17 protein-coding genes and 1 tRNA gene are annotated in these 19,212 nt (G+C 54.0%); 17 read left to right on the top strand and 1 reads right to left on the bottom strand.

What is annotated here, in order from left to right; genetic code table 11:
* The 11 genes from HMPREF2554_RS03005 to HMPREF2554_RS02955 all read left to right on the top strand — a co-directional run.
* A partial coding sequence (locus HMPREF2554_RS03005) for a hypothetical protein (protein ID WP_210396008.1) occupies positions 1-966 on the top strand: 966 nt, incomplete at its 5' end.
* Positions 967-1,024: 58 nt separating this feature from the next.
* A complete protein-coding gene (locus HMPREF2554_RS03000) occupies positions 1,025-1,771 on the top strand; it encodes a hypothetical protein (RefSeq protein ID WP_041321601.1) in 747 nt (248 codons plus the stop codon).
* A 99-nt stretch (positions 1,772-1,870) separates the two neighbouring features.
* Positions 1,871-2,836, top strand: a complete 966-nt coding sequence (locus HMPREF2554_RS02995) for a hypothetical protein (RefSeq protein WP_041321599.1) — start codon at positions 1,871-1,873, stop codon at positions 2,834-2,836.
* A gap of 138 nt (positions 2,837-2,974) precedes the next feature.
* Positions 2,975-3,586, top strand: a complete 612-nt coding sequence (locus HMPREF2554_RS02990; protein WP_004005686.1) for a hypothetical protein — start codon at positions 2,975-2,977, stop codon at positions 3,584-3,586.
* Positions 3,587-3,823: 237 nt separating this feature from the next.
* On the top strand, positions 3,824-4,651 hold the full coding sequence (locus tag HMPREF2554_RS02985; RefSeq protein WP_041321598.1) for a hypothetical protein: 828 nt from the start codon (positions 3,824-3,826) through the stop codon (positions 4,649-4,651).
* A 165-nt stretch (positions 4,652-4,816) separates the two neighbouring features.
* Positions 4,817-5,551, top strand: coding sequence for a hypothetical protein (locus HMPREF2554_RS02980; protein ID WP_041321595.1), 735 nt, complete (start codon positions 4,817-4,819; stop codon positions 5,549-5,551).
* A 94-nt stretch (positions 5,552-5,645) separates the two neighbouring features.
* Positions 5,646-6,491 carry a hypothetical protein gene (locus HMPREF2554_RS02975; protein WP_041321593.1) on the top strand — a complete coding sequence of 282 codons (846 nt, stop codon included), beginning with the start codon at positions 5,646-5,648 and terminating at the stop codon, positions 6,489-6,491.
* A 345-nt stretch (positions 6,492-6,836) separates the two neighbouring features.
* Positions 6,837-7,370: a hypothetical protein gene (locus HMPREF2554_RS02970; RefSeq protein ID WP_041321591.1), complete on the top strand. Its 534-nt coding sequence runs from the start codon at positions 6,837-6,839 to the stop codon at positions 7,368-7,370.
* Between the two features lie 306 nt (positions 7,371-7,676).
* Entirely contained in the window at positions 7,677-8,561 is an 885-nt protein-coding gene (locus HMPREF2554_RS02965) for an ATP synthase subunit B family protein (RefSeq protein WP_244864812.1), read from the top strand.
* Between the two features lie 160 nt (positions 8,562-8,721).
* A complete protein-coding gene (locus HMPREF2554_RS02960) occupies positions 8,722-9,489 on the top strand; it encodes a hypothetical protein (protein ID WP_041321589.1) in 768 nt (255 codons plus the stop codon).
* 172 nt (positions 9,490-9,661) lie between these two features.
* A complete protein-coding gene (locus HMPREF2554_RS02955) occupies positions 9,662-10,369 on the top strand; it encodes a cation:proton antiporter family protein (RefSeq protein ID WP_013397939.1) in 708 nt (235 codons plus the stop codon).
* Between the two features lie 104 nt (positions 10,370-10,473).
* On the opposite strand, the gene HMPREF2554_RS02950 is transcribed toward HMPREF2554_RS02955, so the two are convergent.
* Entirely contained in the window at positions 10,474-11,133 is a 660-nt protein-coding gene (locus tag HMPREF2554_RS02950; RefSeq protein WP_013397938.1) for a DedA family protein, read from the bottom strand.
* 359 nt (positions 11,134-11,492) lie between these two features.
* Here HMPREF2554_RS02950 and HMPREF2554_RS02945 point away from each other — a divergent pair, with 359 nt between their 5' ends.
* The 6 genes from HMPREF2554_RS02945 to HMPREF2554_RS02920 all read left to right on the top strand — a co-directional run bounded on the left by HMPREF2554_RS02945 (position 11,493) and on the right by HMPREF2554_RS02920 (position 19,039).
* Positions 11,493-13,625, top strand: a complete 2,133-nt coding sequence (locus tag HMPREF2554_RS02945) for a RecQ family ATP-dependent DNA helicase (protein ID WP_013397937.1) — start codon at positions 11,493-11,495, stop codon at positions 13,623-13,625.
* Positions 13,626-13,679: 54 nt separating this feature from the next.
* Positions 13,680-14,210, top strand: coding sequence for a tRNA adenosine(34) deaminase TadA (gene tadA, locus HMPREF2554_RS02940; protein WP_013397936.1), 531 nt, complete (start codon positions 13,680-13,682; stop codon positions 14,208-14,210).
* Between the two features lie 366 nt (positions 14,211-14,576).
* Positions 14,577-15,500 carry an ABC transporter ATP-binding protein gene (locus HMPREF2554_RS02935; protein WP_013397935.1) on the top strand — a complete coding sequence of 308 codons (924 nt, stop codon included), beginning with the start codon at positions 14,577-14,579 and terminating at the stop codon, positions 15,498-15,500.
* 2 nt (positions 15,501-15,502) lie between these two features.
* Entirely contained in the window at positions 15,503-18,067 is a 2,565-nt protein-coding gene (locus HMPREF2554_RS02930) for a YhgE/Pip domain-containing protein (protein ID WP_013397934.1), read from the top strand.
* A gap of 48 nt (positions 18,068-18,115) precedes the next feature.
* Positions 18,116-18,727 (top strand): TetR/AcrR family transcriptional regulator, encoded by a 612-nt coding sequence (locus HMPREF2554_RS02925; protein WP_246824104.1) that lies wholly within the window; start codon positions 18,116-18,118, stop codon positions 18,725-18,727.
* Positions 18,728-18,952: 225 nt separating this feature from the next.
* A tRNA-Ser gene (locus HMPREF2554_RS02920) sits at positions 18,953-19,039 on the top strand.
* Positions 19,040-19,212: the final 173 nt, after the last annotated feature.

Below are 19,212 nucleotides of genomic sequence, written 5' to 3'. Positions count from 1 at the left end.
AATGAGGATGTATATATGAGCACAGACCCCATGAAAAACGATGATTCTTCCCGTCAGCCTGAGGAACCTAGAACTGCGCCGCAGGAATCTTCGGCAACGTCGCATGTAGACGATCATTCGGGGGACAGCACCGCGCATAAAACCGACGGAACCGGTGGCGCATCGCAGCACGAACATAGCGAGCACACCGCGAAGTCGGATCCCTCACCCGAGGATAAACAAAACCCCAACAACTCCGGCAACACCCAGAACCAACAGACTCCTCCGTCAGCGCCAGGGTATGTCGGGTTACAACCGGGCTATCCTGCGCCGAGTCCATCGACGCCTCCAAATCCCTATGCGAATCCGCATGTCGTACCCGGATATTCGGGATATGCAGTGCCGAGCCCAACCGCATACCCGTACACTGCATATCCGGCAAACCCGCACGATGAGATTGTCCGCAAACGTTCGCTGATGTACCTGCTGCGCCTGTGTATTGTGGGCGCTCTTATTGCGATCGGTATTGTTGCGACGACTTTCGCCCTTATCGGTGCGATCATCGAACTTAGCGACTGCGGAACCGGCAGCTACTCATGGAGTGAATACTCGCAGCGAGTATGCCGTGAGGATAACACCTCAGCAATCACGGGGGCGTCGATTTTCCTTGTCATTTTTATCGCGTATCCGATATGTCATATTTTTGGGCTGCTTGCCGTCAGGAAAAATCAGCACCACGTGAGGGTGCTTGTCATTAACATTATTGGCATTGTGCTTTCGTCTTTGGGGATTGTGCTTGCTGGTTTAATGCTCTTGGGCGGTATAGCCATGATAACGGCGTTTGGATCCTCGGGATTACTCGCCATTTTTATCATATTCCTCGTGGCTGGGGCAGTACCCGTGGCAGAGCTTATTTTCTCGATTATTTTCGTCCGGCATGCCTCGTGGATGAACCATAAGGACTACTTCACGAAACCCGGTGTATAACCACTGCGGGGTGCCCCACCGTGCCTCATTCGAGTTGTCTTGGTGTGAAAGGTAAAATGTGGCTCACGAGCCGGTAGAAAACGTATCTGGCAATAATTCTGATGTACAGCCGACGGGGCGGGGTGCGGAACACCACGTGGCGCATCCAGCCTTGTCGGCGGGTTATCCAATGCAGGGTCAGCCTGGTGTGCTCGCTTATGCAGCACCCCAGAACCCCTATACTGTCGGGTCTGCAGCGTACGGTGTGCCGGGTACCTACGGGTACTCTGGTGCATTATCGACGGGTCCTGATAATTCCGAGATCAGAAAATATGCATCAATATATCTGGTGCGTCTAGGTATTGTAGGTGCGCTTCTTGCCCTGTATGCGATGGGTATTATTTCAGGTATTAATGACACGTTTGATTTGTGCAAAGAGGCATTGGATCAGGATAAATGCCTTTCACGTGAACGTATAGTCATTGTGCCCGGGTATATTTTAGTAACGCTTATCGCGGCCTTTCCAATCTGCAATATTTTTGGCTGGTTAGCCGTTAAAAATAACCGCCACTATCTGCGGGTGCGCGTTATCAACATTATTGGGATTGTGCTTTCAGCCTTGGGAGCTATAGGAGGAGCCCTAGTTTTACTCCCGACAGTAGAAAACGTGGTGACCTGGGGACATACCGTGGATAAAGGGGCGCTAGTCTCCCTAGTGGCGACGGTTGCACCTGCGGTTGATTTAGTTTTCTCGATTATATTTGTAGTGTATGCATCGCGCATGAAACGAGGCATATATTCCCCGAAGAACCCCTATCAACCGTGATAGGGTATGCGTAGATAAAAAACTCACTCGGCTTCGGGAATTTATCTTCCGAAAAAAGCCGTATGTATCTTTGAGATATATGGGGAGGAGGAAACTGCTGTGGATCACGAATCTCGTGCGCATGATGCCGATGCGTTTCCTTCTGCCCGCATGAACGCCGAAGACTCCCCTCGGGACGAAGCCCCGCCGGCTGGTCAGGATGCGGTGCCCACCCGCTACACGGCACCGATTCGCCACGCGGTTCCGGCAGCGCCGCCCGCATACGCCCTTGAGCATGCACGACAGAATTCGGGGGAGCCGGAACCAGCCCCACAGCCACCGCAGCCCAAGAAACAGGGCGCGGTTCGTCAGGCGCTTCGGGCAGCTACGAAACCGAAAACTGCCGAGCCTCAGGCACCTCAGGATGCGCCTGCCCCACGTTTTATTCCCGCTCCCACGCCGACGCCGCCAGCGCCTAGTTCTTCGGAAGTATCCGCTGCATCAAAACCTGCCCCATCACAAACCTCGCAAGAGGTTGAGCAGGATGTATCGCCGCGACGGAATAGTATTCCACATCAGGCATATACGCCGAAGAACCCGGATCGCGCATTCTCTCAAATGCAGGCAGGCCTTGAAACAATAAATGCACGACGACGTTCTCTGAACATCACCATTGGTGTCCGGTTAGCAGTGCTCGCTCTCTTGGGGATTTTTGAAGGCGCTATTATTGCACGCTACACCACCAATATGGGGTGGGGATTCTGGCTGATTATCACAATCTACGCCGTTGTTCAGGTATGGCCGTTAGCGCGTCCGCCCAAAGACGCTTCGGACGCATCCGTATATTCCGTGTGGGGAATATTTTCGCTGATCTGCTTTATCGGTGTTGGACTGGTACTTTCACCCATCACATTCCTACTTCTCGTCTTGAACTGGGATGGTATTTCACTGGGTCTTGACCCCATGATTGTACTCTGCGCGCTGGGTGCTTTATGGCTTCTTGAAATCGCATTGCTGAGTGTAACCCTGTATAAGTTCAATACTCTGCGTGCGATACTTGCTCGCCCAACATTGAGTATTCGCTAGTCTTCGTAAACATCTGTACGGGACGCACCGTATGGTTGCGCGACATGATATGACATGCGCGGCGGTGTTGTATCTGTCTCTTGCTGGCAAACCTTGCTAATCTAACACTAGAAACCAGTACGAGAGGGGAAAACCCGGGTGGAAAACCAGCCAGAGCATCCGCATGACGATCGGGCCACGGTATTAGTGTCGAAAATATCGGGCAAGCCTATAAGGCCCCTTCAAGTGTCTCTGGCAGCCCTCATCATGACGATATTTATAGGGATGTGGGCGTACATTCTGATCTCGTATATCGTCTGGGTTGTTACGGTGCCGCTGCAGGGCGTATCGCTCTGGGAATCAGAAACTTTTCTGACGCTCAAAGACCAGCTTCCCCTCGTATTTTTCATGATGGCAACCTTCGTGCTGATGGCGCTTCATGTGGTGGTGTTATTTGCGTATTTACGCGGGCATAGGTGGGCTGCGTATGTGCTGACTGCCTCCTTGCTGTTGGGAATGCTCTGCACCTTTATTGTGCTCTTGCTGGTGGGCGTTATCATGGCCGGTCTTAATGGGGCTCCTATGGAGGAAGTAGAGTTCCTCTTAGATTCCAACTCGTCGCCGCTTTATGTGCCTCTTTATGTGGGTATGCCGTATCTTGTGATGAGCGTTATTGCTCTTGGACTGATCTGGAGCCGTGCCGCCCGCGAATATATGCATGCGCGAAGCCTATGGCGTGCCGAGCAGCGTGAGGACTCCCTGATGTTCTAAACCACCCCACAATATATTCTCTATTTGGAATATATGCAGGTGAGAGAGTATTTTGAGGGTGATGTGCTAGATGTTTTCCGATCTGGTGCGGTACCTTTTGTATATCGCAGAAAACCTGCTGAGAAATATTCCACATATGGAATACGGGTGTAAATACTGCAAACCGCCCTTGAGGTCGGCTACTCTCAGAAATAAGTTCACAGTTCTATTGAGCTAAAACCTCAAGGAGAATCGCCGATGACCAACCACCCAAACCCTACTTCAGGAGACCCCTCACCCCAGCAACCTTCAAACCCTTATGTGCAGCATTTGCAGCAGCATATGGCGGTGGGGCAGGGGCAGAATCCTACAGTTCCCCTTCAGGCTGCCCCTCAGGGCACATATGACAATAACGCGGTTAAGATTGAAAAACCTGTACGAACATTCGTACTGACGCTGGTTCTTGTGGGTGCTTTGGCATGCATCGCGTTACGGATCATAGAGTATCTGGTCAGTGCATCGTTAATGAACGAGGCGGCACGCTGGGTAAGCTCCCAACAGTATGCAGAGAATATTGATCGCGAGGCCATTGCGGTTCCCGCATTTTTACTCTCGGGCGCCCAGGCAGCCTTTCTGCTGGTATCTGTTTTCGTGTCTTCGTGTCTTTATCTGCTCTTCGGCTGTTTCGCATATGTGGGGCGGAATTGGGCGCGTATTATGCTGACAATTATTGCCGTTATCGGGATTATTATGAGCGCCTTCAAATGCTGGGCTTTTAATACCGCACAGACAGGTATTGAAGGGATCTCACAAAATCCACAGGTACAGGGGTATATGAGGGTGCTCGTGATTCTATACGCTGCCCTCTGCGCGGTTAACCTGCTTACGATAATTGTGATGTGGCTTCGCCCGGCTAATCGTTATGTACGCAAACTCAAGGCATATCGGCTGGCGCGTTTAATGGAACAGACTCAATATCAGCAGGTATATGCATATCACGTTGTTCAGCCAGGTTACTATGCGGGTCAGCAGCCAGGAGGTTACAACCCCAATACCGGGCAGCAGTATCCCGGGCAGCGGTCGTAGACGAACAGATTGTGATCGGCAGCTAGGGCGGCGGCAGAATCTAAGCCGCCAAGGTTCAGTTCATAAGAGAACCACAATGCTGGTGTTCAAAGAACTTTTTAGTATGCTCAAAAGAGTATTCACGTAACACTATAAATTTCATAAAACCCGTGTAAGGACTGCACCATGACATATTCTGCCGCGCCTATGCCGGAAGGCACGCCCTCGTATCAGCCTCATATGGCAGCATCGAATCCGGGAGGTCTCGCTGCCGCCTTTAAGGAGCCTAAAAGACCTACTTTTGTTTTTGTCTTCGCAATTTTTACCGCTACCGTGTGCCCAATCCTGCGTTTTGTGGAGTATGTCCTAACGTCTTCATATTTGAGTGAGGCTTTTAAATGGCATCAATCGCGCACATACGTACCTGCGTATGGTGATATGTCTCTTGAGCAGATGAAATCTGGAATGTTTGCACAGGCGCAGCTAAACTCAACGCTCACATTCCATTTTCTTTCCGTACTGACATCTGCTCTGCTTTATATTCTTTTTGGGCTCGTCGTGAATAGTGGAAAAAACTGGGGTCGCATTCTGCTGACTATTCTTGCCTCCTTGGGCGTGCTGATGAGTGGTATGAGCGCTTTGGGGCAGGCTTATACGATGTCCGACCCAGAGGCGCCGGCTTTTGCGAATGCGCAGGGGTATTTAGGGGCTCTGGTGACCGTATATATGTTACTTTTCTTGGCGAATATATGCCTGGTTGTTCTCGTGTGGATGCCGCCTGTGAACGTGTATATGCGGAATACTAAAGCCTACTGGAAAGCTAAAGAAGCGCTTGAGGCGGGTAGTAAGAGCTACGCCGACCGGTTTGCGGCTCAGACGGAATTAGCCTCGGAAGAGCAGACTAAAGGTACAAACTCATAGCCCAGATACTAGGCAGTGTGAGCGCTTTCCGCTATTCTCGAAAAGAAGCCCAAAGCGGTGCTTCACCCCGTTATAACCGTAAGGACTATTGTCGATGAATGAATACCCCAAGCCCGCCAGTCCAGACCCCCGGCCACCGCAAGGTCCGCAGACATCAGGTGCATACTCAAACCAGCCGCAGAATCAGTATGGACAGAACCACCCTGTAAACCCGCAGATCTCGCAGCCGTATATGCAGAATCCGGCACATCAGGTGGCACCGTCACCATCCACGCCGCCGGAATCAGCCGCTAAACCGAAAATGTCGATTCTGCTGCTGTCTGTCCTCATCTTGGCGATCTTGATGCCCATCTTACGCGTCATCGAATACGGCGTTATGGCCTCTATGGTGAGTAGCCTGATGGAAGCGCTCCGTCAATCGTTGGGGGAGAGCGCTTATCAACAGTTTATTGCTAAACCGGAATTTTATGAACTTCGAGATATGCAGGTCGGTCTAGTAGGCCGTTTTGTTTTTGGTATTTTCTTCAGCATCATCTACATTTTTTTCGGAATTTTTATTTTCCTGGGATACAACTGGGCGCGTATTGTTCTGACGGTTTTTACAGTGTTGAATACGCTCTTAGTCATGCTTTTCCTGATGGACTCGATCGTAGGCTACAACGAGTTTGCCAATTTTACGGATCTAGTGGATCTTCGGAGTCAAGCTTTCGGACTTGTCATCATCTATATCTCCATTTTGGTGGTGGGTCTTCTGCCCCTGATTCTGATGTGGCTGCCGCCCGCGAATAGGTATGTTCGCCAGCGTACTTCGGTGCGGCGGGCGCGAAACCAGGCCAATAGCCCCTACGGAATGCCGCAGCCCTATGCATATCCGGCACCCGCGCCGCATCCGGGGCAGGCACCGGGGAATCAGCCTCCTTCTGGAGGGCAGCAGCTTTAGCTCCCTGAGGATATAAGAGTTTTACCTCGTGAGGGTGCTGCGACATATATTTCATATATGTCGCAGCACCCTTTTTATAACTGATCTCGTTGCGCGTAAATAATTTCTTGTATGCCCATAAAGCCTTTATTTCTGGGCATCTGACCGATAAATAATGAAACTATAAGCGCCTTAAACCTACGCTTTTCAATATTAAAACATAGTGCAAAAACCTAGAGATATTGTCATATTGCTTGATGAACCTGTAACGTGTGGTTTAAGGGTTGTGGAGGTTCTTCGTAACACTCAGCTAAGACCTTAGATACTTTCGTACAATGCCGCAGCCCTCTAGGAGGAATACCGCCAATGAGCTATGACAGTGCTGTACGCTCTGAATACTCCACAACAACACTGACCTCTGGGTATATGGGCGAAGAGAATATGGTGAATTATTCGCCCGTACCGAGAGCCTCTTTAGAGCGGCCTTATTTACCGCGTGCGGTGAAGATAGCCGCATGCGCCAGCATGATGATTGCTATTCTCCGCACCATATATTTGACGGCATCATGGAATTTTGAAAATTTTGCTCTGGGTAACGCTCTGACTATTGCTAACGTTTTCTTGCACATTATTCTAGGAATTTTTATTCTTCGGGGGTATGCGCTGGCGCGTGCTCTGCTGGTTTCACTCGCGCTGCTGACCTTGGGAACCTCTCTGCTGACTCTGAGCTGGCTGCGCCCCGCCGTTCCCGATATTCCGGGGTCATATTTGTCGGTTGTGGTGCTGAGCATGGCGGCACTGACGCACCTGGTGCTGTTAGGATTTTTGATGTTCCCCGCCAGCGTTACCCTGTATATGCGTGAGAGCAACGCCTACCGTCAGGCATGCGCGCACTGTTAGCCGTAGGTTCTGGGAGCCTATGTACAAGACATATCCGGGCTATGCTCCTGAGCTAACGGCAGCGTGGCCAGCATTTCTGAATCCGGGAGCGATGGTTTGCGGTCGCTGAAGGGTTTTTCCCGAATAAAATTCGAGATCGGGCGTGTCCAAAAATTCGTTGTATATGACGAAATATCATATTGAGCTCGGCGTGATTAAAAAATATTTCACGACATCGGTCAATAATGTATGACCTGAAACTAAGGCTCCGCTATGCTCATAATACAGCCGTTTAACACGGTAACCGAGAACAAAGGAGTACCACCGATGAGCGAGCAGCATAGACCTGACCCGGCTTTACCTCAAAATCCCCAGCCTTCCGGAGGCCAAGGCTACCCCCAACAACCCGCACCCGCCGGTCAGCCCATGTATGGGAACGCCCCCGCTCCCGCCGCTGAACTTCCTGAGAAGCCCGCGTACCGAGGAACCGTTGTCGCCGTTCTCATCGTGGGTATTATTGCGGCTCTTGTAAGTCTTGCGTGCTTAATTCTTGAGCTCACCGTGACCTCGAAATTCGCAGAATTCGCACGAGCAACCGATTTGGATCCTAAAAAAGATAATCCCTTCGACTTTGGCGTGAGGGCTTATATTGGTGCCGTTATCTCTATCGTTGCTTTCATCTACCTTTCTTACAAGGTTAAATACGGCGATAGGTCGAATTCCGCCACCCTGACTGTGGTTGCAATCGGTGCTTCTGCTTTTAACCTTTTCATCTTTTTGCCAAGGTTAGATGACGCGCGGGGTGTACAGGATCTTTTGCAGACGGACCTCATTCCGGAGAGGTTTGTTGGGTTCCTCAACTCCTACGTGTACGTGGTCTACCTGGGCATAGCGTCTGTTGCTGTTTTTGCACTCTTGATTATTCTTACCTGGATACCGCCGACAACAAAGTACATGGAGAAGGCTAAGGCCTACTACGACGCGCTTCACGGAAAGAACCAGCCCGTCGATGCCAGCGCTCTCGCCGTGCCCGTATCCGAGGGACAGGCACCCGCTGCACAGCATAACGCCCAGCATGTTCAGAATGGGCAGCAGGGGTATGGATATGACCCGCAAGCTCCTCAGAATCCGCAGGCTCAGCAGAATAATGTGCCGCAAAACCCGCAAAATCCCCAAGACCATCAGGGTAATAGCGGGTACAATCTGAATTAGAGATTGAAAATTTCATAGGTTTGATGCACTTCGTGCATGCCTAACAATGTTCGTCATGCACCTCAGGCGGGGGCACGACGAACATTCTTTTAAGGAACTCTCAACGATCGAAGTGAGAATTCCGCAGCCCAACCACAGAAAACATTGTTGAGGAGGAACCATGAGTCAAGATCCTTATGGTCAACAACCCCCATACCAGCCGCCGCATCCTAACGCGCCCATGCACCCAGCGATTCAATACGCACCCGTGCCAACGCAGAAACCCGAGCCCACTACCGTCGTCAAGATCGGCACCTACCTGATTTACGCCGTGGCGCTGTACATGATCATGCGAGCCATCGTTGGCTTAGACGATTTCGGGTTCCAGACATACCACACGGAGAACGGCAAGACGACCGAAGTAAACTCTTCGACGGGACTCGGCTATGTCATCAGTGCAATTTTTGCTGCGTTTACCATTCTCCTCGGATTCTTCTACTCTAAGGGCCACGGATGGGCACGCATTACCGCCCTTGTTCTGGGGATTATCGGTACCATTCGCGATCTGCTCTACTTCTTGCTCACCCTTCTCGCCCAGTCGCTGGTACAGTCCGTTACATCTCAGATGGATGGTGCGCAGCAGGTATCTATAAGCCCTGCTGTATACATAGTTCTTATATTGGGCATTATTTTGCAGATTGCGGTAGTGGTTTTCATGCTTCGTGGTGATGCCGCCCGGTACACGAGCGATAGCCGCCTCTGGCGCAGCTACCGGCAGGATCAGGGTCCGCAGCCCGTTCAACAGCCCACAGATTCCCAGCCTCAACAAGGATTCGGTCAGGCTGTACAAAACCCGCAGGCACAGAACCCGCAATCATGGTCAAACCCCGCACCGCAGAATCCTAATGACCGGTACGACGGTGGTAGTGATGGATACCGCCTGAACTAACCTACAGACACCCGGATGCGCCCTCAACAGCGCGAAAACGTTCGCCGTACACTACCATTGAAGTACGGCGAGCGTTTTGCGTTTTTGCACCATATATGAAGTGTTGCTGGCATGCATACGACTGCCGCAGACATAACACCGGTACACACGATAAGAGTCACCAGGACACACCATGAGCCAAAATCCCTATTATCAAGATCCGCAGTATCAGCCCTCATACGCCCAACAGCCTCAAGGACCTTATGGCCAGCCGTACCAGCCAGGGGCTTATATGCCTGTTCCAGAGAAAAAGCCCGAACCCAGCACGGTGGTAAAAACAGGTATTTATCTGATCTTTGGGTATGCGCTTTATACCCTGGTATCAAGTATTTACAACTCGGTAACCCTTCGAGACAGGATGAATGCCCTGCTCGAACAGCAGAAGAACCAGTACTCTCCGTATGGGAACTACAGTAGCGTCCATCTTTCAGACTCGGTGATAACAACGAGTATTGTTGTTGGCATTCTGATAGCCGTCATCATAGTCGCTCTTACGGTCGTTATCGGTTATTTTTACGCCAAAGGGCACACTTGGGCGCGTATTACAGCTTTGGTCTTAAGTAGTATTGGTACTGCATTCGGTGTGATTGCCCTGATCATGATCCTCACGGGTGCTGGCACAGGGTCGGTAAGTTATTCCCCGTATTCTACGATGAACGACCCTGTGTCAATTGGTATGACAATCTTCTCCACGGTTTTGCAGGGCGCCATTATCGTGTTCATGGTGCTGCGTGATGCTACGCAGTATACCGCTCAGAGCCGCATCTGGCGTATGTACCAGCAGAATCAGAGCGGTGTAAATCCCTACCAGCAGCAGGGGAACCAACCCTATAACTATTAGGGTATATGCTTTGATAAGAATATAAGCATATACAAGGGGGCGGCGAATACAGTCTGTATTCGCCGCCCCCTTATGCATACGCAGAGCTTTGAGATTTCGATGCTCTACTCGGCTGCCTCGCTCTTGCCTTTGGAACGGCCGCGCAGGTATTCAAAGGTCACGGGCAGAACCGAAACCAGTACAATAATGACCGCAAGCATCTCAATATTGTTGTGGATGAACTCGACACCACCCAACAGCACGCCTGCCATGCCAATAGAACCAATCCACAGGACGGCACCCAGGATGTTCCAGAGGTTGAACCTACGGCGTGGATACGAAGAAATACCCGCTGCCAACGAAACAAAGGTACGAACGATCGGTACGAAGCGACCTACAACAAGCGCGAAACCGCCTCGTTTAGCAAAAAATTCTTCCGCAGCGTGCAGGTTCTTGGTGCTCAGGATTTTTGCATCGTCTTTGAAAAGATTACGGCCATAGCGGGCACCCAGCTGATACCCGACCTCACCGCCAACTACCGCTGCGATAATGAGAACCGGGAAGGCCAACCAGAGCGACAGCCCCATGCGGTCGTGGAGCATACCCAGAGCGAAGATCAAAGAGTCGCCCGGAAGCACCGGAAACAGCACGCCCGATTCGATAAAAACGATGATGGCCGAAACCACCAGAACCCACGGACCGGTGCTGATCAGCACATCTTCAAGCTTGAAACCGAGGAGCCCCAGCGGCAGATGGGCAAGAAGTACGGGGATAAAAAAAACCATAGAAAAATCCTGAAATAGTCGAACACAAGGCACGCGCGGTGCTTGCACACAATCCTATGCGGTCTGCCTGAGAGACCACTAAGGCAAAAATATGTGGAAGCTATGAAGTGTCTCGCAATATTCTACCGGGATTCTTTGTGAGAAACGATTAAGAGTGTGAACCTGCCTCATGAGCTTGGCTAACTGATAGAATCATGGCGTCTATGCCCGATGAAGAATATAAAGGATAGTGAAGTCAGTACCCATATATTCCGTGACCGTTATAGTATTCCCAAACCTGCATGCACGAGGTAACCGTACAGCATGTGCGGAGCCTTGAAATCTGCCATGATGGGAGAAACCCCTCACAAAGGAACCCCATGCCAACACTCCATGAAAACGCCCAAGCCCTGCTCAGAAAGCTCACCGCAAGCCCGAATGCGAGCTTTCACCCCGGGCAGTTCGAGGCTATCGAGGCGCTTGTCACCGACCGCCGCCGCACCCTCGTGGTACAGCGTACAGGCTGGGGAAAATCTGCCGTGTATTTTATTTCGGCGCTTCTGATGCGTGCCCAAGGTTCCGGGGTTGCCCTTATTATCTCCCCGCTGCTTTCGCTCATGCGCGACCAGGTGCAGGCAGCCGAACGCGCCGGGGTTCGTGCCGCTACGGTGAACTCCGCTAACGTGACCGAATGGGAGGCAATACGCGCCCGCCTTGATGCAAACGATCTGGACGTTCTCCTCATTGGACCCGAACGACTCAATAACCCCGCATTTCGTGAAGAGTGGATGCCTTATCTTCAACCGCGGCTCGGTCTTCTGGTGGTTGATGAAGCGCACTGTATCTCCGATTGGGGGCACGACTTTCGCCCCGATTACCGGCGCATCGGGGCACTTATTCGTGAGCTCGATACGAACGTTCCCGTACTCGCGACGACCGCAACCGCGAACGAACGTGTAAGCCGCGATATTGCCGAACAGCTTGCCGCAGGCGCCAACCCCGAGGATGTTGTGGTGCTACGCGGTTCGCTCACCCGCGATTCGCTAAGGCTGGGCGTGCTGCAGCTGCCCGACGAAGCGCAGCGTCTAGGCTGGCTGGTTGAACACCTTGATACGCTGCCGGGCTCAGGAATTATCTATACCCTGACAGTATCCGCCGCCGAAGACACCTCCCGGCTGCTGCAAACCGCCGGGCACAAGGTTCTTGCGTACACCGGAAAAACCGATCCCGATGAACGCCGCGAAGCCGAAGAAGCCCTCAAAACCAACCGGGTTAAGGCGCTTGTTGCCACGAGTGCCCTCGGTATGGGATTCGACAAACCGGATCTGGGGTTTGTGGTGCATCTTGGGGCACCTTCTTCGGCGGTGAGCTACTACCAGCAGGTAGGCCGTGCCGGTCGCGGCACCGACCATGCGGATGTACTTCTGCTGCCGGGGCGCGAAGACCGCGCGATCTGGGAGTACTTTGCGACCGCATCCATGCCCAACGAACAGAACGCCTACGCCGTGTGTGAGGCGCTGGCGGATGAGCCCGATGGGCTTTCTATACCCGCGCTGGAGGCACGTGTACAGTTACGCCGAAGCACCTTAGAGCTTCTGCTCAAAGTACTCGATGTTGAGGATGCGGTGCGCAAGATCGGCTCACGCTGGTACTCCACCGGTACTCCCTGGAGCTACGATGCGCCGCGATACCGTGCCGTGGCGCAGGCGCGCGTTCGAGAGCAAGAGGCCATGCTCGCCTACGAAAGTACCGAAGGGTGCCGCATGGTCTTTCTGGCACGCGAGCTGGACGATACCACGGCGGCTCCGTGCGGAAAATGCGATAGGTGCGCGGGCCCCTGGTATCCCGAACAGGTCTCTGAGCGCGCCGTGCAGCAGGCTCAAGGAACCCTCAACGCGGTTGGCGTAGAAATAGCCCCGCGCGGCATGTGGCCTACCGGGCTACAGGAGCTCGCGGGAGAGAACGCGCCGAAGGGTAAGATTCCGTTGTCGGAGCGCGCCGAACCGGGTTACGCGCTGGCACGCCTCAGCGATGTGGGGTGGGGCAGCCGTGTGCGTGAACTTTTGGCGACCGACGAATCCGGAGAACCTCTCGATACGCCCGTTCCCCAAGCCCTCGGGCAGGCCTGCGTGCGGGTTCTTGCGGCATGGGACTGGGGCGAAACCGGCCGTCCCGAAACCGTACTTACGGTACCGTCTCCGGTGCGTCCCACGTTAGCGCGCTCGTTGGGGGAGGGGCTGGCCCATGTCGGTAAACTCGTGTATTTGGGCGAGGCTGAGCTGGCCGCCGAACCGCGTTTCTTCGGCGGTAACAGTGTTTTCCGATGCGCCGATGTCATGCGTTCCTACCAGATTCCGCCTGAGGTAATTGAGAGGCTGCGTGAGCATCCGGGACCTGTGCTTTTAGTGAGCGATATTGTGGATTCGCGCTGGAGCATCACCGTGTTGGCGCAGCGGCTGCGGGTGAGCGGAGCATCCGCCGTATACCCCTTCGCATTGGGTGTGACACACTGAGAATTGTATTTCTCATGAGGAATATATAGCTTTTGACAAGGACATATAGGCGATATGGAATATAACAATAGTGGTGTTCATGCTGGTGACGGCGAAGCCCTCAGTACCATTGCGACATTGGCTGAGCATGAACGCTGGATGCGCCTGGCTCTCGACGAAGGCAAGCGCGCAGCATGCGCCGGTGAGATACCTATCGGCGCAGTGGTGGTAAATGCCGAAGGCGAAATTATTGGCTCGGGGCACAATAGCCGTGAACACGATCATGACCCCACCGGGCACGCTGAGATCCACGCGATTCGCCAGGCGGCACAGCATCTTAAGACCTGGCGTTTGGAAGAGTGCACGCTCGTGGTGACCGTTGAACCATGCCTCATGTGCGCCGGGGCGATTCTGATGGCGCGCATACCCACGGTGGTGATGGGTGCTTGGGAAGAAAAAACGGGTGCGGTAGGGAGTCAATATGATGTGCTCCGTGACCGTCGTTTAGGGCTTGATGTGCAGGTTTACGCCGGGGTGCTGCGTGAGGAATGTGCCGAGCTGATGCGCACATTTTTTGAAGTCCGCCGCCCACAGCAAGGGGCCTAAGCTGCTGGGTATTTTTGCCTAAATTCCTTGTCTGCCCTCATAAAAGTCTCGCGATGTAATCAAGCGGTTTCCAACGTTTTATTCACATCACGAGCCTTTTGGTCGGAGAAGACTAAGGAGGACGATAGGGGGGGAAGCGAAAGGGACCGGTACGACTTCCTCCCCCCCTTATTTGAACGAAAATCGCTTTTTCTTTGAAAAATAATCCATAAATTTCAAAAATAATATCGGAAATCGTCAAAAAATGGTCATGTGCACTGTTTCTGCGGATCTACGATAGATGAGGTAATTCAGGGTCCTGCGTGCCACATAACGTGGAGACGCGCCAAGAATCCTGACACGTATTCATTTAAAGGTTCAGCACACATGTTAACCGCAGACGATATTTGGGCTCGGGGCCGCCATAAGGCACTCTTCGGCCGTACCAGCTTCACGGTGGAACGCGGCGAAGTCATCCTGATACAGGCCGACAGCCAGATTGAACGCACTTCCCTGAGCTTAGCCCTTACCGGGCGGCTGAAGCTCAGCGGCGGAACCCTCAGCTGGGATCACCGAAGTCCCGTCAGTTTGCACCACCTGCGCAGTATCTCTGACATTATTGATTCCCCAGAAGTTACCGCCCCCGAAGTGCATATGCGCGTGCATGATTACGTCTCCGAAATGCTCTCGTACTCTCTGCCATTCTTTGGTCGGCCCCGGGCGAGTCACTGGCTGGAGCAGAATGATTTAGGCGAGCTCGACAGGCTCTGGACCGAACAGCTTACAGGTGAGCAGAACATCCGTCTGATGAGCGCGTTAGCGGCGCATACCCGCTCCGATCTTCTGGTATTTGATACTCCCTCACGGCATCTGGACCACACCCGCATGTGGCTGCCGTATCTGCAGGAACTCGCCGAAAACGAAGACGATCCGCGTGCCGTGATCGCCGTAGTTCCGCATATTTCCGAAAGCTGGGACGGCAAAACTGCCGTGGTTGGTGACGCCCACGAAGACCTTGAAGAAACCCCGCAGGATGCGCGCGAGAGTATCCGCCTTACCGTCGCGCGGGAGGAAACCGAATCGTCCCTGGATGACCTGCTCGGCGGCGACTACAACGACGATCACGGTGACCCGAACGACCGCGAGACGCTAGAGGGCGAAGATCCGGACGAGAAGGTACAGACCGTTCGGTCACCGCAGGAAGACTCGGCGGCGAACGCATCCGAAGTATCCGAGCCTCTCCTCGAAGACCACGAAGAACAGCTCGAAGAATTATCAAACCCGAAGAACCCAGCAGAGAAGGAACAGTAATTGTGAGTGTATTTCGTGTTGCGCTCGTCGAACTTAAGCGTCTAACCTCCGGGGTGCTTCCGGTACTGGTGCTTCTTGCTATGTCGTGTATTCCGCTACTGTACGGTTCACTGTACCTGTACGGCAACTGGGATGCTTACGGGAATGTGAACGGTATTGTGGGCGCACTCGTGGTGGAAGACGAGGGTGCGAAAGATGCCTCCGGCAACGATCTAAACACCGGTGCGGATGTCAAAAAGAGCCTGCTGGATGCGGGAACCTTCGACTGGAAGAGCGTTGAGACCCGTGATAAGGCCGTCCAAGGCGTGAGCGACGGGACCTATGATTTTGCGCTCGTGATTCCGAAAGACTTCTCGGCCAGGCTCGTGAGTACCGGCTCGTTCAAACCTGATGAGAAAGGCAACACCGGTCCCATTAACCCGCAGGCCGCCGGGCTGGAAATCATCACGAACGACGCCAATAACTATGTGCTCACCAACATCGTGACGAAGGCGGGAACAGCCGTGCGGGATTCCGTGGCCTCCAAGGTGGGGGATAAGACGGCGAACACTCTGCTGGCAAGCTTCACGACCATTCACGGCAAAATGAATGAGGCAGCCGACGGCGCCGACAAAATCAACGCGAACACCGTCAAACTTTCCGATGCGATGACCCAACTCGCTGACGGAACCGGAACCCTCAACGATGGTGCCGTCAAGCTCGCGGACGGGTCTGAGCAGCTGGTGGATGGTTCCAGCAGGCTCATCGAAGGGCAAAATAAGCTCGCCGACGGTTCGTCCCAGTTGGCTGACGGCGCAGGCACCCTCAACCAGGGTGCCGGAAAAGTCAATGACGGTGCCATCAAGCTCGCGGACGGATCATCAACCCTGGCCAACGGTGCCTCTGACGCGCATAACGGCGCTTCCCAGCTGGCGGATGGCTCCGCAGCCCTCGCAAACGGCACCGGCAGCCTTAAGAAAGGCGCGAACGACCTCGCCCAAGGTGCCCAGCAGGTCGCCGACGGAACGCATTCGCTCAAGAATGCACTGGATCAGGACGGGGTGCGTCAACTTCCCGGAACGCTCACCGCCATGTGCCAAAACCTGAACTCGATCGACACCTCCGCCCCAAGCGGGGATTTTGGCACAGATCTGTCAAATACGGTGGTGTCTAAGGTTGCCGAAGATACCCGGCAGAAACTAGCGCCTCTCGTCGAATCCGGCTCCATCAGCCAGGAAACCGCCGACGCGATCGTCGCCAACATCAACTCCGAACAGACGAAATCGGCTGTAGCATCAGCGAACGATCAGGTACTCAAAAACCATCTGGCGCAGCACGGACAAGCCGGTTCAGATGTGTTGGCGAAGCTGCAAACCCTCAAAAACGACAACTGCGTGGCCACCGGGGAATCCGCTGCAGCGCAAAAACTCAGTACCCTGATTGACGGGGTGGATAAGCTCGATTCCGGCGCCACGGCGGTAGCGCAGGGTGCCGGAACACTGCGCGACGGCATCACCAAACTCGATTCCGGGGCAACCACCCTAGCGGACGGTTCAGCTAAACTCGCTGACGGCACCGGGAAAGTTGCCGATGGTGCCTCCACCCTCAATAACGGAGCAGCCCAACTGGCCGACGGCACCGGCGAACTCAAAAACGGTACCGGAAACCTGCACAACGGCGCACAGCAGCTTGCCGATGGCGAAAAAGAAGCCTTAGACGGCCAAAACAAACTGCACGAGGGCGCAACCACGCTGCAGGACGGATCATCTCAGCTGGCTGACGGCACCGGAAAACTCAACAGCAGCACCGGCCAAATCGCCGACGGCACGGGACAGCTCAAAGACGGAACCGGGCAGCTCTCCACCGGACTGCAAAACGGCACCCGCCAAATCCCCAACCTGAACGAAGAACAGCAAAAAGACGTAGCCTCCGTCATGTCCTCACCCGTGGACCTCGAACACAGTTCCCTAGCCAACGGACGTAATTACGGCGAAGGTATGGGACCGTTCTTCATGTGCCTAGCCCTGTGGATCGGCGGCCTGATGCTCGTGCAAACCCTGCGCCCGCTCAACAACCGTGCACTGGCCTCAAAGGCACCGACGGCGCGCATCATCCTAGGAAGCTGGCTGCCGTTCGGACTGATCGGTATCGCCCAGGCAGTACTCATGTTCGCGGCAGTGAAATTCGGGCTCGGATTCCAGATGGCGCATCCGTGGCTTGCCTTCCTCTTCCTCTGCTTCGTTGCAACGATCTTCACTCTGTTCATTCACGGCGTGGTGGTGTTCTTCGGCTCGCCCGGCAAGCTCATAGCCCTGATTATTATGATCCTGCAGCTCATCACGGCGGGCGGCACCATGCCCTACGAAACCCTGCCGCACGCCATGAGGTGGATGCACGACTTCTTCCCCATGGGCTACGCCGTCACCGGTATGCGCAGGCTCAGCTACGGCATCAACGAATCCAGCCTGATGCCGATCATGATGTACCTGCTGCTGTGGGGTGCCGTCGGTCTGGTGCTGGGGTACCTGGGAACCCGCCGTGACCGCATCTGGTCCCTGAAAAAACTAATCCCCGAAATCACGGTGTAGGGCCTTAGTATGGAGAGAACAGCAACCGCCACGAAGGGAACCATCCCCATGCCCGATACGCCGAACCCCGCACGCCGACCGGGCCGCACCGGCAAAACCCAACGCAAACTCTTCACCGCCACGATGGAGATCATGGAGCATCGGGGAAGCGCCCACGTGAGCATTGAAGAGGTCGCCCAACGCGCCGGGGTCTCCAAAGGCACCGTGTACTACAACTTCGGGTCGAAGAAAACCATGATTGACCGGCTTCTGCAATACGGCACGCACCTGCTCGTGGAGAGCATGAGCGAAGCTTCCGTCGCTCAGAGCGACCCGCGCGAAGGGCTGCGCAAAAGCATCTCCACGGCGCTCACCTATCTGCACGAACACCGAGGGTTCACCAGGCTCTGGGTGAGCGAAGTGTGGAAGGGGCTGGACGCCTGGACCGACTCAATGGTGGACAACCGCCAAGAAATCCTGGATTTCATAGAGTCGCAGGTACGCGCCCTGCGCAGCCGCTACACGATCGATACCGCCCAGGATACACGTGCGTTGGCGCTTTCTATTTTTGGTGCTACTTTTATGCTGGCGATGGACCGGGAGATACACGGGGTGCAGCGTAGCATCGAGGACTCCACCCGTGCGGTCATGCTGGTATTTGACGGCTATATTCGGCACTGACGGATGCGGCTTTCAGGCGATATTGGGGTGCACAGCCGCTATGGGTTCGCTCTTGACTGAAGGCTAACCCCCTGGGTGAGGAACTAAGATCCTCAGGCAGAATAAGCGGTATAACGCGCTTGTCGCTAAGGATTTGAGGGGCGTCCCCAACACCTTGGATGGAACCGAGCGAGGGGGTGGAGTTTTTGCCCCCTTGGGGCGGATGCGGTAGAATCATATCCTATTGGTGGTGTGTCCGAGCGGCCGAAGGTGCATCACTCGAAATGATGTTTGGTGTAACAGCCAACGAGGGTTCAAATCCCTCCACCACCGCATAGCTAAACCCGTCGGGTCTTAAAATTCTTAAGACCCGACGGGTTTTCTGCTGTGCACCTTGTGTATAGAAAGCTATAGGCTTAGGTGAGGACGAAGTTTTTAGCCCACGTGAAATCTCCCGATACGCTCTGCCTGATACGGAACTCGGGCCCGAAATCAGGACCACCAGC

The sequence above is a fragment of the Rothia sp. HMSC071F11 genome, assembly GCF_001809115.1.
Classification (GTDB): domain Bacteria; phylum Actinomycetota; class Actinomycetes; order Actinomycetales; family Micrococcaceae; genus Rothia; species Rothia dentocariosa.
The sequence above is the reverse complement of the archived record's forward strand: the minus strand, read 5'-3'. Positions and strand labels throughout refer to the sequence as shown.

What these genes read in the sequence shown, in the direction of transcription:
- HMPREF2554_RS02925 (WP_246824104.1), top strand. Translation starts at nt 18,116, where the DNA reads ATGCCCGATACGCCGAACCCCGCACGCCGACCGGGCCGCACCGGCAAA.
- HMPREF2554_RS02965 (WP_244864812.1), top strand. Translation starts at nt 7,677, where the DNA reads ATGAGCGAGCAGCATAGACCTGACCCGGCTTTACCTCAAAATCCCCAG.
- HMPREF2554_RS02975 (WP_041321593.1), top strand. Translation starts at nt 5,646, where the DNA reads ATGAATGAATACCCCAAGCCCGCCAGTCCAGACCCCCGGCCACCGCAA.
- HMPREF2554_RS02950 (WP_013397938.1), bottom strand. Translation starts at nt 11,133, where the DNA reads ATGGTTTTTTTTATCCCCGTACTTCTTGCCCATCTGCCGCTGGGGCTC.
- HMPREF2554_RS02945 (WP_013397937.1), top strand. Translation starts at nt 11,493, where the DNA reads ATGCCAACACTCCATGAAAACGCCCAAGCCCTGCTCAGAAAGCTCACC.
- HMPREF2554_RS02980 (WP_041321595.1), top strand. Translation starts at nt 4,817, where the DNA reads ATGACATATTCTGCCGCGCCTATGCCGGAAGGCACGCCCTCGTATCAG.
- HMPREF2554_RS02960 (WP_041321589.1), top strand. Translation starts at nt 8,722, where the DNA reads ATGAGTCAAGATCCTTATGGTCAACAACCCCCATACCAGCCGCCGCAT.
- tadA (WP_013397936.1), top strand. Translation starts at nt 13,680, where the DNA reads ATGGAATATAACAATAGTGGTGTTCATGCTGGTGACGGCGAAGCCCTC.
- HMPREF2554_RS02935 (WP_013397935.1), top strand. Translation starts at nt 14,577, where the DNA reads ATGTTAACCGCAGACGATATTTGGGCTCGGGGCCGCCATAAGGCACTC.
- HMPREF2554_RS02985 (WP_041321598.1), top strand. Translation starts at nt 3,824, where the DNA reads ATGACCAACCACCCAAACCCTACTTCAGGAGACCCCTCACCCCAGCAA.
- HMPREF2554_RS02955 (WP_013397939.1), top strand. Translation starts at nt 9,662, where the DNA reads ATGAGCCAAAATCCCTATTATCAAGATCCGCAGTATCAGCCCTCATAC.
- HMPREF2554_RS02970 (WP_041321591.1), top strand. Translation starts at nt 6,837, where the DNA reads ATGAGCTATGACAGTGCTGTACGCTCTGAATACTCCACAACAACACTG.